Source organism: Sulfurovum lithotrophicum, from assembly GCF_000987835.1.
GTDB classification, from domain to species: domain Bacteria; phylum Campylobacterota; class Campylobacteria; order Campylobacterales; family Sulfurovaceae; genus Sulfurovum; species Sulfurovum lithotrophicum.
In genome coordinates this window covers 1385795-1399322 of sequence record NZ_CP011308.1, presented here as the reverse complement: position 1 = coordinate 1399322, position 13528 = coordinate 1385795, and the positions used below count along the sequence as shown (strand labels likewise).

Here is a 13528-nt window from a genome sequence, read left to right as displayed (position 1 = left end):
AGAGGAGTCCTATATGTACGCAGTAGAACCTTTTTCAGATGCCCATACTCATCAAATTCATCAATACCATTGCATCTCGTTTTGGCATTGTGGTCTCCGAAAAGCTGGCAGCACAGACCATTCCGCTTGTAGGTGCGGCAGGCGGTGCGGCGATCAACCTGATGTTCATCGGCCACTTCCAGGATATGGCAGAGGGACATTTTATCGTGAAGCGGCTGGAGAAAAAATATGGCAGCGAGAAGGTAGAAATGCTCTATAACAAAACGGAGTTTTGAACGATGTTGAAAAAAGTGAAAGATGCCGCACTGTCAAAAGGTGCCAAGATAGCCATAAACGCTTACATAAAGGAGTATGGAAAGATGCTGAAACTCAATTTGGATTCCAAAAATAAAAGTATAACCCTGGAAGTGCTGCTCGAAGGAGAGAAAGAACCTCTTGCCGTTGATGTAAGGCGTTATGAGCTGACGGAAGAGAATGGCAGGCACCTCCTGAAAATATACGGCATCCATACTTCCAGAGCCTGGATCAATACGGTTGGAGCTTCCTACCTTGAAGGTAAAGCCTTTGAGATACCCGAAGAATATGCAAAGATGTTGAAGGTGATTGTGTAGATTGGGGCAAAATATCACATATGGAAACGTGGTATAATGCCCAAAAACAAAGAGAGGAGTTCTGTGATGAAGCAGCAGTTGAAGCTTTTATTCTTTTATTCTTTGGTGGTAGTGGGTGTTTCCACATTCGCTTATAGCTCTGTAACAGAGGAGAATTTTGAAAACGTAAAAACAGGCCATCTTCCCAAAACATGGAAAAGTGCAGCTACGAATGCCGAAAGAACAACAGCAGTGTGGGAAGTAGTTGAAACAAAAGAGCCGTTCCGGGGGAAAAAGGTTTTGTCTCTCAGTGCATTTGACGAGGGCTATGGTGGGTCTTTTAATCTTTGTTACACCAATGATGTGTCATTTAAAGATGGTGAGATCTCCGTATGGTTCAAAGCAAATAACGGGAAGATAGATCAGGGTGGCGGGATTATGTGGCGAGTACAGGATAAGGATACATACTATGTTGCAAGGTTCAATCCGCTTGAAGACAATTTCAGGTTTTACTCCGTGATAAACGGTGACCGAAAGAAGTTGTATTCTGCTGATGTGCATCTTGAGAAGGGGTGGCACCTTATGAAGATCATACAGAAAGGCAGTCATTTTGAAGGCTTTTTAAATGGTAAAAAGTTGTTGAGTTACGACAATGATGCTATCAAAAAAAGTGGTGGTGTCGGTGTGTGGACCAAGGCAGATGCGGCTACTTCCTTTGATGACTTCACGGTAAAGGATGATAAATGATGAAATTCATACTTCTTTTGTTTGTATCTCTCATATTTGCATCATGTTCAAAACAAAACGATACACAGAGTGTCACCATATATGTTTCCGAAGATCAGGTATTTTCCGAACCGGTATTGAAAGCCTTTGAAGAGAAAACAGGTATCAGGGTCAATGCCGTGTATGACAGTGAGGAATCCAAAAGTACTGGGGTGATGAACCGCCTGATCGCGGAAAAGAACAATCCCCAGGCGGATGTCTACTGGGCGAATGAACCCATCAGGGCGGAGGTGCTCCGTAAAAAAGATATTTTAGTACCTTATGAAAGCCCCAATGCCAAAGGCATACCGGAAGAGTTCAAACAAAAAGAGCACTATTGGACTGGTTTTTCAGCAAGGGTACGGCTTTTCATTGTCAACAAAAATGCAGAGATGGTTCCCGCTTCCGTCTTTGACTATGCTAAACCTGAATTCAAAGGAAAAGGGGTCATTGCCAATCCGCTCTTTGGTACGACCACTTCCCATATGGCAGCACTTTTTACACTTTTGGGTGATGCAAATGCAAAGCAGTTTTTGGAGCAGATGAAGGCAAATAATGTAGCCATTGCTACAAGCAATGGCGAAAGTGCCGATCTGGTTGCATCGGGCAAATATGATTTCGCTCTAGTGGACAGTGATGATGCCGTAAGCCGCCTCAAGCAGCATGCTCCGGTCAGCATAATCTACCCTGACCAGAAAGAGGGGGAAACGGGTCTGTTTGTCATCCCCAATACCGTGATGCTCATAACCCATGCCAAGCATCCTGAAGCTGCCAAAAAACTGATTGATTTTCTACTCAGCCCTGAAACGGAAGAGATACTGGCTTTTGCAGACTGCGCACAGATACCCCTGCACAAGGGTGTTAAAATACCTGCATCGCTCAAACCGATCTCGGAACTGAAAGTGATGAAGATTGATTATGCCAGAGAGGCAGATGAAATGATAAAAATACAGCCTTATCTCAAAGCCTGGCTGGACAGATAGCGATGCAGCGGCAGATATTCGCCTGGGGAGTGATCCTGCTGTTTCTGCTGATCGGCCTGCTGCCGGTCATCGTGATGATATGGAATGCTTTCAGCGGTATGGATGTACAAACAGTTCGATCGCTTTTCTCGCAGAAAGAGGTCTACGGAAGTTTTGCCAACAGTATACTCCTGAGCTTTGTCGTTGCCTCGATCACAACATTTCTGGGTACGCTTCTGGGGGTACTCTTTGCCAAGACCGATCTGATTGCTTCCCGATTCTTTTTATCTATTTTGATCGTTCCTCTGCTGATCCCGCCTTACATCATAGCGCTGGGGTGGATAGATGTCATCGGTGTCAATAGTGCATTCAGTACTGTCCTTTTTGGTTTTGGAGGAACGGCATGGGTACTTTTTTCAGTCTATCTGCCCATTCCGACTGTACTGACGATGGTCTTCCTGAAGCAGGTGGCTACCGACCTTGAAGATGCGGCAAGACTGTACACGGGCGATATCGGTGTATTGAGGTATATCTCACTGCCGCTGATTATGCCGGCACTGGTACTTTCCTTTTTACTGGTATTCATTCTGACTTTTGGAGAGTACAGCGTGGCGAACGTACTGAGGTACCGTGTCTTCCCACTGGAGAGTTTTGTACGTTTCAGCGCCTTCTACGATTTTAAGGCGGCACTGATGATGGCACTGCCGATGATCATTGTCGCCGCAGGTGTCCTGCTGGTCGAAAGGGTCTATCTGGACAAAAAACTGTTCAAACTCAAAGAACTTGAGCGGATCAACATCATATCACTTCTGAAAAAATATCAGATAGTATTCAGTATAGCGGTGGGATTTATTATTATGGTGATCGTTGTCCTTCCTCTGCTGTCCCTGTTTTTGCGTATTCCTGACTTCGAGACACTCTTTGGTGCCTTTGCAAAAGCTTGGATACCGCTTGTACACAGTTATTTGTATAGTTTCAGCGGGGCAGCCTTATTGACGATACTTGGATTTTTGCTTGCTTACATCATTGCCTACAGAGTACTGCCGTACTGGCGGTTTTTCGATGCCAGTATCGTTTTTCTGTTGACCCTTCCGGCGACCGTGCTGGCTATCGGACTGATACTGCTTTGGAACAGACCCATGCTCGATATCGTTTACACTTCTGCACTGATCGTCATCTTTGGTTATGCCGGCAAATATATGGCGGTAGCGGCAAAAATGAGTGAACGTAAATTGTTGCAGATCCCACCTTCCATGGTAGAAGCGGCACAGGTATCCGGGGCGAACTGGTTTTCTGTTCTGCGTTACATTCTTTTGCCGCAGTCAAAAAAGACACTCCTTGCTGTTTTTGCAGTGAGTTATCTTTTTTGTTTCCGGGAAAGCACAATCACGATGCTGGTCTATCCTCCCGGGTATGAGACGCTGCCGGTCTACATCGTGACACAGATGGCAAACGGGAAACCGGAGATGATCGCTTCGTTTTGTGCCATTATGGTGCTCTCCGTCGTAGTACCGTTTTTTATATTGAACAGGTGGAAAAGAGTATGATAAAGATCAGAAACCTTTCATTTATGTATGAAAACAGAACCATTCTGAACAAGATCGACCTAAGCGTCAAAGCCAATGAACGGCTTGTGCTGCTTGGCAGTTCCGGTTCCGGGAAATCTACCCTGTTGAAACTGATAGCTGGGTTTATAGCACCTGATTCAGGAGATATTGTAATAGGTTCGAAGGTTGTCAGCAAAGAGGGCAGCGTCATCGTGCCACCCCACCGGCGGGCTATCTCCATGGTCTTTCAGGACCTGGCCTTATGGCCGCATATGAATGTAGGCGAGAATATAGCATTTGGCCTCAAGATGCACAAGGTTCCTCCAAAAGAGAGAGCGGAAAAGGTCAAAGCATTTCTGGCACTTGTTGGGCTTCCCGCTTATGAAAAGAAAAAGACCGAGGCCCTTTCGGGTGGAGAACAGCAAAGGGTTGCCTTGGCACGTGCACTGGTACTTTCTCCCAAAGTAGTGTTGATGGATGAACCGCTTTCAAGTCTGGACGAAGCACTCAATATCCGTCTTCGACAGGAGATCATAACTCTACAGGAAAAGCTGGGCTTTACACTGGTGTATGTGACGCATAACAGGGAGGAAGGCCAACAAATAGCACAGAGGATCGTGGAGATACAGAACGGCAGGATTGTTGAACGATCAGTATTTTAGAATGAAGCAGCTATATCATAACACTTTATAAAAACATATTTTTTAGGTAGAATTATCCAAGAAGAGTACAGTTCCTGTACTGAAATCGGGGGATATCTATGACAAAAAAACTGTTTTTTATGATCGGCGCAGCACTTCTGACAGGAGGTTTGGGTTTTTATCTTTTAAGTCTGACTCCGCTTCAGTCCGTTTTTTTGGCCATACTGGCAGGCATCCCGTTTGTACTGATCTCTTCGCGTTCCAATATACCAGTAGTATCCTCTCCAAAGAAAATGGAAGGACCTTCGGTACTCACTGATGAATACCGGCTACTGGAGAAAAAGTTCAAGGCCGTCTCCGAGAAAGCGGAAAAACTCGAATACGAAAAGAAAACGACAGAAATGTTCCTTGCCAGTATGTCACACGAAATACGTACACCTCTCAACGGGATCATCGGACTGACGGAGGTTCTTGACGGGACGGAACTGAGCAAAGAACAGAAAGAGTATGTCTCGATGATACGGGAGAGTTCTAACAATCTCCGTGTCATCGTCAATGATGTACTGGAAGTCTCCAAACTCAATGCCGGGAAGATGGAGCTTGAGAATATTCCGTTTGATCTTGCTTTCAAGGTAAAAGCATCCGTCGGTCTCTTTATGCCAAAAATTGAAGAGAAGGAGATAGCGCTCAATACCTTTGTTGATCCAAAAATACTCCAAAAGATCATAGCTGACCCCACCCGGCTGTCACAGGTACTCAACAACCTGATCAGCAATGCCCTGAAATTCACCCCCAAAGGCGGTAAGATCGATGTGGCTGCAGAACTCATTGGCCGTGAAGGAGATGATGTAACCCTGAAGATATCTGTAAGCGATTCGGGAATAGGGCTGAGCAAAGCGCAGCAGGAAAAGATATTTGAAGCCTATTCACAGGCGACTGTGAGTACGACCCGAAAGTCCGGGGGAACAGGCCTGGGGCTTACGATTTCGAAGAAAATCATTCGCTCCATGGGCGGTGAACTTGCCGTAGAGAGCGAAGAGGGCAAGGGTGCGACATTCTTCTTTGTCATTACGGTGAAGGAAGCACCGGCCGAAGCTGTTGAGCCTGAAGTGCTTCCGGAAGAAATTGCTGAAACACCTGTTGAAGAAGTAAAAGTCGAAGTGCCTGCCGGAGAGCTTCAGGTACTGGTAGCGGAAGACAACCCCATCAACCAGAAGCTCATCCAGATCATTCTGGAAAAGCTCGGTTTGAAGGTCACGCTGGCCGACAATGGTGAGAAAGCGCTGGAAGCGCGCAAAGCCGACCGTTACGATATGATCTTCATGGATATCCAGATGCCGGTAATGGGAGGTGTGGAAGCGACACATGCCATACTGGACTACGAAAAAGAGCAGGGCTTGAAACATATCCCTATTATTGCATTGACGGCCAATGCACTTTCCGGAGACAGGGAAAAATACATGAACGAAGGTATGGATGACTACACGACCAAACCTTTGGATGTCAAAGCGATAGAAGAACTGGTGGATAAATACTGCCGTTCGTAAGGTTATAATATGATATTTTGATCAGATCAAAAAAAGGAGACAGGATGAAAGGTATTTTTAGTGCTATAGTATTTTCCAGTATGTTTGTATTAGCAGGCAATTTTACGCTCACAAGCAGTGACCTTGGCGGACAGCTGACAAAAAAGCAGGAGTTCAACGGTTTTGGCTGTAATGGGAAAAATGTATCGCCTGAACTGAGTTGGAGTGGTGTGCCGAAGGGTACCAAGAGTTTTGCAATTACGGTGTATGATCCTGATGCTCCTACAGGCAGCGGGTGGTGGCACTGGATAGCAGTGAATATTCCGGCGAATGCTACGTCCATTCCTGCGGGAGCTTCGGGGAAATCGATGCCCAAGGGTACACTGGAGACTGTGAACGATTTTGGAAGTATGGGCTTTGGCGGCGCATGCCCTCCAAAGGGTGACAAGCCACACCGATATATCTTTACTGTGTATGCTTTGGATGTGGATAAACTGCCGGTAAAGGCAAGTACGAAACCTCCGGTCGTGGGTTATCAGATAAACGCGCATGCGATCTCAAAAGCAAGTATTGTCTCGTATTATGGCAGATAGATCAGAATCATTATAGTATCTCTATGCAAATACCACAGATATTAGAGACCATTTCAAAAAGAGTTCATGAAGAAGGTGCCAGGGCTATTGTAGTGGGTGGTTCAGTCCGTGATCATTTTCTCAAACTTCCTATCAAAGATTATGACATTGAAGTCTATGGATTGACATCACTTTCGGACCTGGAGAAGATCCTGTCTGAATATGGTTCGGTCAATCATGTGGGAAAAAGTTTTGGCGTATTGAAATTCATCAATGAGGGTGATGAGTATGATTTTTCTTTCCCGCGTCTGGAATCGAAGACCGGCAAAGGTCATAAAGGTTTTGACGTCCGGGTAGACGGAAAACTGGACTTCAAAACGGCAGCAAGACGACGGGATTTTACCATCAATGCCATGGGGTATGAGATAGAGAAGAAACGTTTTCTGGACCCGTTCAATGCGCAGAATGATATAGAACATAAAATAGTGAGGCACATCGATGACAGCTCTTTTGTCGAAGACCCACTTCGTGTCTACAGGGCGGTGCAGTTCTGTGCAAGATTCGGTTTTTCTCTGGCTGAAGAGACCAAGGTACTCTGCAGGCAGATGACTGAAAAGGGTATGCTTGAAGAACTGCCAAAAGAAAGAGTCTATGCAGAGTTCAAAAAACTCCTTTTAAAAGCAAAAAAACCCTCAGTAGGATTTGAACTGATGAGAGAGCTGGGTGTGCTAAGGTATTTCCCGGAACTGGAAGCGACCATCGGTGTACCACAGGATTTGAAGTATCATCCCGAGGGGGATGTGTGGGTGCACACAATGCTGAGTCTTGACGCAATGGTGTCAATACTCAACAAGGAAGAGAAAGTAGAAAGCAGGTCGCGTAGGGTGCTGTCCCCCGACAGCACCACAGATAAATACCGGAATAAAAAAAGAGCACTGAAGCTTTTGTTCGCTGAATTGTGTCATGACTTTGGAAAACCGATGACTACAACGGTAGAAGAGGGGTGTATCAAGGCGATCGGACATGAAAAGGCAGGTACTGAACCCGCAAGGTCATTCATGTATCGATTGACTGAGGAACATGATTTTATCGAGAGTATCCTGCCTCTGGTGGAGCATCATCTCAAACCGTCTCAGTTCTATAAACAGGGAGCCAAAGCGGCTGCCATACGCAGGTTGGCAACCAAAGTGAGCATCGAAGAACTGGTGCTGGTTGCCAAAGCGGATTTTCTGGGGCGTACAACAGCTGAAGCCAGAACAGGTGTCTATACGGCGGGAGAGTGGCTGCTTGAAAAAGCGAAAGAGCTGAAGGTGAAAAACAGGCCGATCGAACCTCTTTTGCAGGGCAGGGATCTCATAGCTCTGGGGATGCAGCCTTCAACAAAATTCGGGGTCATTCTGGATGAGGTGTATGAATTACAGCTGGATGGCGTGGTCTCAAGCAAAGAAGAGGCTTTGACATATGTCAAAAGACACTATGGGTGATACATTGATGATGTTTTATGAATGCCCATAAGGCAATGATCTGTAATAGATCTTTGACTTCTATTGTAAATTTCGGGTTGAAGGTAGCACTCTGTTTTGAGTGGCGGGTACATTTTTCGTTTACTATTTGCATATATAATGATAAAAAACAGTAAGAATGAAGGAGTATGAAATGGGTACCTATACTGAAAAACTCAATGAAATAAAAGCACTGGTAGAACGTCTGCAGAAAGAGTCTCCCAAGCAGACCGCAGCATTCAACCAGTTCATGATGAGTGTTGAAAAACCAGGTGCGCTGGCTTCGAAAGACAAAGACCTTATCAATGTCGCTCTTGCCATAGCAGCACAGTGTGAATGGTGTATCGCCCTGCATGTCAAAGGAGCGCTGACCAACGGTGCAAGCAGGGAAGAGGTCATCGATGCGGCCATGCAGGCAGTACTCATGCATGGCGGCCCGGCACTGATGTATATGATCCCGGTAGAAAAAGCGCTGGATGAGTTTATAGAATCATAAACTAAGACTTTAGATATTCATCCGCCATGTAGCTGCTGCGGGTATAGGGCGAACTTTTGATAAAGTCAAAGCCCATGGCCATACCGACATCATGGAAATGCTCAAAACGTTCCGGCGGAATGAATTCGACGACTTGGGTGTGCTCTGAAGAGGGTGAAAGGTACTGCCCGATGCTTAGCAGTTTGCAGTCGTGGTCCAGAAGGTCCTGCAGCAATGCTGTCACTTCCTCTTCTTTTTCCCCCAATCCAAGCATGATCCCGCTTTTGGTCCTGACAGCAGGATTGAACTGGGAAAGTTTTTTAAGGACACGCAGGGAACGTTCGTATTTCGCCCCTTTGCGGATATGGTAGAGTCTGGGTACCGTTTCCAGATTGTGCCCGATGATCTCGGCACCGCTGTGGACGATGACTTTCAACGCTGCCTCATTCTCCTGCAGGTCGGGGATGAGCAGTTCCACAATGATCGTTTCATCGTACGCTTTGATGGCCTGGACCACTTTGGCAAAATGTTCCGCGCCGCCGTCGGGAAGGTCGTCACGTGTGGGACTGGTGATGACCACATGTCTCAAACCCATCGCTTCAACGGATTCTGCCACATGGTTCGGTTCATCCGGATCGGGCGGAAGCGGTATTTCTTTGGAAACGTTGCAGAATGTGCAGTGGCGGGTACACTCTTTGCCCAGTATCAGAAACGTTGCCTGTTTACGGGAAAAGCACTCACCGATGTTGGGACACATGGCTTCCTGGCAGACGGTATGGAGCTTGCCTTTGGAGATGATGGCCTCAACTTCACGCAGACTGCTCAGCGTGATCTTCTTTCTCAACCATTCCGGCTTTTTATAGATTGTGTTCTGCGTGGACATTCCATCTCTCCTGGCTGTATTTTTTGTCAAAAAGTTTTTGTGCAAGTATCTGTTCCTCATCACGTAAAGGCTCTTCTGTGATTATAGTGTCAAATATATCGCTAAAGGCTTTGATGATCTCTTTTTTCAGGGCTGCTGCTGTCAATCGGCTATTGGTTTCTTTTAATGTTGCTGCCTCCGACAGGCCGGAGTCTCCCAGGAAAAGCTTTTCAAAACGTTCATGATCTATCGTCAAAGGGATCGTCCCGTGCTGCAGCAGCGCATGGTGTGTATGCCGTTGGGCATTGCCGCCGATCTTCCTGCCGTCTGTCATGATGTCGTAGGCTTCCGTACCGGCAAGACAAACAGGGCTTTGTGACTGGGGCAGCTGCAGGTCGTAGGCAAAATCAGCATTGATTCCCAGGTTTTCATAAAGCCGGATCAGAAAAGCGCATAGCTCTCTGTAGCCTTCTTTGACTCCCTTATTTTTTATAAACGAACGCGGAACGATCAGTGAATAGGATATATCGTTACTATGAACCAGAATACCGCCTCCCGTAATACGCCTGACGTAAGGAATATCCTCTGTACGGATCTTTTCCCAGTCGAGCGTCTCTTTTGGCTTTGAAAAACGGCCGAAACTCAATGAGGGTTTTTTCCATTTGTAGAGGCGCAAAATAGGCAGATCCTCTTCCTTGAAAGTATAAAGCAGGGCTTCATCTACGGCCATATTCCATTGTGCCGAAGCCGCTGGGCTGTCGATAAATCTCCATGACCGCATTTTTACTTTATTAACCATTTTGGATTATACTATAGAAAATTAAAGAGAAGGAGAAGAGATGGAAGAAAAACGGATCAAAAAAAATCCTGCTGATTTTTCAGTGCAGCCCAATATGACGGACTATGAATCTACCTACGACAGCTTTGAATGGGAAAGTGTTGCCAAGGAATTCGAAGGGCTGCCTTCAGGCGGCCTGAACATCGCCCATGAAGCGATAGACCGCCATGCCAACGGTGCGCTGGCCGAGAAACTGGCCCTGATATGGTTGGGAGAGAACGGCGAGACGCGTACCTATACCTTTGCACAGATGAAACGGGAGAGTGCGAAGTTCGCCAATGTGCTAAAATCACTGGGCTTTGAAAAGGGTGAACGTATCTATACACTTTCGACACGCCTTCCCGAACTTTACATTGGTGCGATGGGAATACTGAAGAACGGTTCGGTGATGTGTCCGCTCTTCTCCCAGTTCGGTCCCGAACCGATACTGCAGCGGATGCAGCGCGGTGATGCCAGAGGACTGCTGACGACGCAAAGGCTGTATGAGAAAAAGATCGCTCCCCAGATGGACAAGCTTCCCGAACTGCGTACGATTCTGCTGATCGATGCCGAAGAAGACGTGAATGAAAAAGTACTCTCCCTGCCGCGTCTGATGGAAAAGGCATCGGACAGTTTCGAGATCGTGCACACAGAGCCTGAAGATATGTCACTGCTGCACTTTACCAGCGGAACGACAGGTATGCCCAAAGGGGTGATCCATGTCCATAAGGCGATATACACGCACTGGGTAACGGGAGCGTACGTGCTTGACCTGCATCGTAATGATATTTTCTGGTGTACTGCCGATCCGGGTTGGGTGACAGGGACTTCGTACGGCATTATCGCACCCTGGCTGCATGGTGTGACCAATATAGTGAATGAAGCAGAGTTCGATGCCGAAAGGTGGTATGAGATCTTGCAGAAATACAAGGTCAGTGTCTGGTACACCGCACCTACAGCGATCCGCCGTCTCATGCGTCTGGATATCGATCCGCTTAAAAGTTATGATCTGTCCTCTCTGCGTCTGGTACAGAGTGTCGGTGAGCCCCTCAATCCCGAAGCGGTGGTCTGGGGTGTAGAAAAACTTAAAATGCCGATCCATGACAACTGGTGGCAGACGGAGACGGGCGGTATCATGATCGCCAACTATCTTTGTCAGGATGTCAAACCCGGATCCATGGGACGTCCTCTGCCGGGTATCGTGGCGGCGGTCGTACAACAGAATGAAGATGGTACGGTCACGGAGATCACAGAGCCCGGCAAAGAGGGTGATCTGGCACTGAAACCCGGCTGGCCTTCGATGTTCCGTGGCTACCTGCATAATGAAGAGAAATACAAAAAAAGCTTTGTGGACGGCTGGTACATTTCGGGTGACCTTGCCTACAGAGATGCAGACGGCTACTTCTGGTTCGTCGGACGGGCGGATGACATCATCAAGACTTCCGGACACATGGTTGGGCCGTTCGAGGTGGAAAGCGCGCTGATGGAGCATCCGGCAGTTGCGGAAGTCGGTGTCATCGGCAAGCCCGATCCGTTGATAGGGCAGATGGTCAAAGCCTTTGTTTCCCTTAAAAGCGGCTATGAACCCACTGAAAAACTCAAGCGTGAACTGATAGGGTTCGGACGTAAGAAACTTGGGGCCGCGGTTGCGCCAAAAGAGATCGAGTTCCAGGAAAATCTGCCCAAGACCCGGAGCGGGAAGATCATGCGTCGTCTGTTAAAGGCCAGAGAGCTTGGATTGCCAGAGGGTGATACCTCGACACTGGAAAAATAAGGAGCGGATATGAGTATTTTTAAGATGCCGAGTCTCGGTGCTGATATGGAATCGGGCACTTTGATGGAGTGGAAAGTCAAAGAAGGCGAGAAGGTAAAGAAAGGCCAGGTGATCGCAGAGGTAGAGTCCAACAAGGGCGTGATCGAGGTCGAAGTCTTCGAGGACGGTGTTGTTGACAGGCTTCTGGTCGAACCGGGTACGACATGCGATGTCGGAACACCGATCGCCGTGATCGTCGGGGAGAATGAAACAGCGGAAGCACTGGAAAAAGAGCTGGGAACGCAGAGTGGGAAAGAGGCGGCCCCGAAAGTTTCGGCAGAAACAGAGACGACAGAGAAAGCTTCCGAAGCGAAAAAACCCTCAAAGAAAGAGAGTCTCAAAGAAGCAAAAACGACAGTCACAAAGGAAAAACCGAAAAAATCCACCGACCATGAGATTAAGATATCCCCTGCAGCTCGCAAAAAAGCGGAGGAGCTTGGTGTGGACCTGGAAGCACTTGCCGCCAAAACGGAAGGCAAGATCGGTACGGACGAGGTGGAGGCGGCAGCCAAAACGGCCAAGCAGAAGCGGGGCGGTTCCGACAGCATGCGAAAAGCGATCGCTGCGGCAATGAGCCGTTCGAATGCGGAGATCCCCCACTACTACCTTTCTACTTCCATCAACATGACACCGGCACTGGAATGGCTTGCCGAGCAGAATGAGAAACGCAGTATCAAAGAGCGCATCCTTCCTGCGGCCTTGACCATCCGCGCGGTCGTCAAGGCCCTGCAGGCGGTACCGGAGCTCAACGGTTTCTGGCAGGATGATGCCCTGCAGATGAGTGAGGCGATCAATCCCGGTGTGGCCATCGCCAGGCGGACAGGCGGGTTGGTGACGCCGGCGCTGCTCAATGCGCAGGAGATGGATCTTGATGGTACGATGAAAGCCTTTCATGATCTGATCACGCGGACACGTTCTGGCAAGCTGCGCAGTTCCGAGATCACGCAGCAGACGATCGTCATCACCAATCTCGGTGATATCGGTGTGGAAGAGGTATTGGGAGTCATCTACCCGCCGCAGGTGGCACTGGTAGGACTCGGGCGCATTGTCGATGCGCCGTGGGTTGAGGGTGATGCCCTGGCGGTACGGAAGGTCATGCGGGCAACGCTGGCAGGCGACCACCGTGCCACGGACGGACGTACCGGAGCGCTGTTCCTGAACAAACTGGATGAATTTTTACAAAAACCCGAGGAGTTGTTATGACGAAAGATGAGATCAAAAAGAAGATAATCGAGGAGATCTACGAGATCGCTCCGGAACACGAGGGGGAGACGATCCCCGAGGATGAGAATATTCAGCGATCGCTTGAGATAGACTCGTTCGATTTCCTGAATTTGCTGACCGCACTGAACGACGAACTTGGTGTGGAAGTACCCGAGTCCGATTACGGAGAGGTCGATACGGTCGAGCATATGGCTGACTATTTTGCCAAACGTTTATCGAAGTAAGGGAGCAG

15 protein-coding genes are annotated in these 13528 nt (G+C 47.9%); 13 read left to right on the top strand and 2 right to left on the bottom strand.

Annotated elements, in window-relative coordinates; genetic code table 11:
• Positions 1-38: 38 nt before the first annotated feature.
• From YH65_RS06860 to YH65_RS06815, 10 genes are all read left to right on the top strand, one after another.
• A complete protein-coding gene (locus YH65_RS06860) occupies positions 39-275 on the top strand; it encodes an EcsC family protein (protein ID WP_046551224.1) in 237 nt (78 codons plus the stop codon).
• Positions 276-278: 3 nt separating this feature from the next.
• Positions 279-611 (top strand): hypothetical protein, encoded by a 333-nt coding sequence (locus YH65_RS06855; RefSeq protein ID WP_046551223.1) that lies wholly within the window; start codon positions 279-281, stop codon positions 609-611.
• Between the two features lie 66 nt (positions 612-677).
• Positions 678-1337, top strand: a complete 660-nt coding sequence (locus YH65_RS06850) for a 3-keto-alpha-glucoside-1,2-lyase-like domain-containing protein (RefSeq protein WP_154806479.1) — start codon at positions 678-680, stop codon at positions 1335-1337.
• Positions 1334-2338 (top strand): extracellular solute-binding protein, encoded by a 1005-nt coding sequence (locus YH65_RS06845; RefSeq protein ID WP_052746123.1) that lies wholly within the window; start codon positions 1334-1336, stop codon positions 2336-2338. Before YH65_RS06850 ends, YH65_RS06845 begins: the two co-directional genes overlap by 4 nt.
• Positions 2339-2340: 2 nt before the next feature.
• Positions 2341-3864, top strand: a complete 1524-nt coding sequence (locus tag YH65_RS06840; RefSeq protein ID WP_046551222.1) for an ABC transporter permease — start codon at positions 2341-2343, stop codon at positions 3862-3864.
• A complete protein-coding gene (locus tag YH65_RS06835) occupies positions 3861-4526 on the top strand; it encodes an ABC transporter ATP-binding protein (protein ID WP_046551221.1) in 666 nt (221 codons plus the stop codon). Before YH65_RS06840 ends, YH65_RS06835 begins: the two co-directional genes overlap by 4 nt.
• A gap of 98 nt (positions 4527-4624) precedes the next feature.
• Positions 4625-6052, top strand: coding sequence for an ATP-binding protein (locus YH65_RS06830; protein ID WP_052746122.1), 1428 nt, complete (start codon positions 4625-4627; stop codon positions 6050-6052).
• 44 nt (positions 6053-6096) lie between these two features.
• Positions 6097-6624, top strand: a complete 528-nt coding sequence (locus YH65_RS06825) for a YbhB/YbcL family Raf kinase inhibitor-like protein (RefSeq protein WP_046551220.1) — start codon at positions 6097-6099, stop codon at positions 6622-6624.
• A gap of 23 nt (positions 6625-6647) precedes the next feature.
• Positions 6648-8087, top strand: coding sequence for a CCA tRNA nucleotidyltransferase (locus YH65_RS06820; protein WP_046551219.1), 1440 nt, complete (start codon positions 6648-6650; stop codon positions 8085-8087).
• Between the two features lie 172 nt (positions 8088-8259).
• A complete protein-coding gene (locus tag YH65_RS06815) occupies positions 8260-8601 on the top strand; it encodes a carboxymuconolactone decarboxylase family protein (RefSeq protein WP_046551218.1) in 342 nt (113 codons plus the stop codon).
• A 1-nt stretch (position 8602) separates the two neighbouring features.
• Here the strand turns inward: YH65_RS06815 and lipA are convergent, their stop codons facing one another.
• Together lipA and YH65_RS06805 are read right to left on the bottom strand one after the other, a co-directional pair.
• Positions 8603-9463, bottom strand: coding sequence for a lipoyl synthase (lipA, locus tag YH65_RS06810; protein WP_046551217.1), 861 nt, complete (start codon positions 9461-9463; stop codon positions 8603-8605).
• On the bottom strand, positions 9438-10241 hold the full coding sequence (locus YH65_RS06805) for a lipoate--protein ligase family protein (RefSeq protein WP_245609176.1): 804 nt from the start codon (positions 10239-10241) through the stop codon (positions 9438-9440). The genes lipA and YH65_RS06805 overlap by 26 nt, the downstream gene beginning before the upstream one ends.
• Positions 10242-10281: 40 nt before the next feature.
• On the opposite strand from YH65_RS06805, the gene acsA reads away from it, so the two are divergent.
• Genes acsA through YH65_RS06790 form a run of 3 tightly spaced genes read left to right on the top strand, consistent with a single transcriptional unit; the run spans position 10282 to position 13520 of the window.
• Positions 10282-12033, top strand: a complete 1752-nt coding sequence (gene acsA / locus YH65_RS06800) for an acetate--CoA ligase (protein WP_046551215.1) — start codon at positions 10282-10284, stop codon at positions 12031-12033.
• Positions 12034-12042: 9 nt separating this feature from the next.
• The gene (locus tag YH65_RS06795) at positions 12043-13275 is read left to right on the top strand and encodes a dihydrolipoamide acetyltransferase family protein (RefSeq protein ID WP_046551214.1); all 1233 of its coding nucleotides are present in this window, start codon (positions 12043-12045) and stop codon (positions 13273-13275) included.
• Positions 13272-13520 carry an acyl carrier protein gene (locus tag YH65_RS06790; RefSeq protein ID WP_046551213.1) on the top strand — a complete coding sequence of 83 codons (249 nt, stop codon included), beginning with the start codon at positions 13272-13274 and terminating at the stop codon, positions 13518-13520. The genes YH65_RS06795 and YH65_RS06790 overlap by 4 nt, the downstream gene beginning before the upstream one ends.
• Positions 13521-13528: the final 8 nt, after the last annotated feature.

Excerpts from the sequence above, each read along its gene's own strand:
- YH65_RS06860 (WP_046551224.1), top strand. The coding sequence starts at position 39 with ATGCCCATACTCATCAAATTCATCAATACCATTGCATCTCGTTTTGGC.
- YH65_RS06855 (WP_046551223.1), top strand. The coding sequence starts at position 279 with ATGTTGAAAAAAGTGAAAGATGCCGCACTGTCAAAAGGTGCCAAGATA.
- YH65_RS06850 (WP_154806479.1), top strand. The coding sequence starts at position 678 with ATGAAGCAGCAGTTGAAGCTTTTATTCTTTTATTCTTTGGTGGTAGTG.
- YH65_RS06845 (WP_052746123.1), top strand. The coding sequence starts at position 1,334 with ATGATGAAATTCATACTTCTTTTGTTTGTATCTCTCATATTTGCATCA.
- YH65_RS06840 (WP_046551222.1), top strand. The coding sequence starts at position 2,341 with ATGCAGCGGCAGATATTCGCCTGGGGAGTGATCCTGCTGTTTCTGCTG.
- YH65_RS06835 (WP_046551221.1), top strand. The coding sequence starts at position 3,861 with ATGATAAAGATCAGAAACCTTTCATTTATGTATGAAAACAGAACCATT.
- YH65_RS06830 (WP_052746122.1), top strand. The coding sequence starts at position 4,625 with ATGACAAAAAAACTGTTTTTTATGATCGGCGCAGCACTTCTGACAGGA.
- YH65_RS06825 (WP_046551220.1), top strand. The coding sequence starts at position 6,097 with ATGAAAGGTATTTTTAGTGCTATAGTATTTTCCAGTATGTTTGTATTA.
- YH65_RS06820 (WP_046551219.1), top strand. The coding sequence starts at position 6,648 with ATGCAAATACCACAGATATTAGAGACCATTTCAAAAAGAGTTCATGAA.
- YH65_RS06815 (WP_046551218.1), top strand. The coding sequence starts at position 8,260 with ATGGGTACCTATACTGAAAAACTCAATGAAATAAAAGCACTGGTAGAA.
- lipA (WP_046551217.1), bottom strand. The coding sequence starts at position 9,463 with ATGTCCACGCAGAACACAATCTATAAAAAGCCGGAATGGTTGAGAAAG.
- YH65_RS06805 (WP_245609176.1), bottom strand. The coding sequence starts at position 10,241 with ATGGTTAATAAAGTAAAAATGCGGTCATGGAGATTTATCGACAGCCCA.
- acsA (WP_046551215.1), top strand. The coding sequence starts at position 10,282 with ATGGAAGAAAAACGGATCAAAAAAAATCCTGCTGATTTTTCAGTGCAG.
- YH65_RS06795 (WP_046551214.1), top strand. The coding sequence starts at position 12,043 with ATGAGTATTTTTAAGATGCCGAGTCTCGGTGCTGATATGGAATCGGGC.
- YH65_RS06790 (WP_046551213.1), top strand. The coding sequence starts at position 13,272 with ATGACGAAAGATGAGATCAAAAAGAAGATAATCGAGGAGATCTACGAG.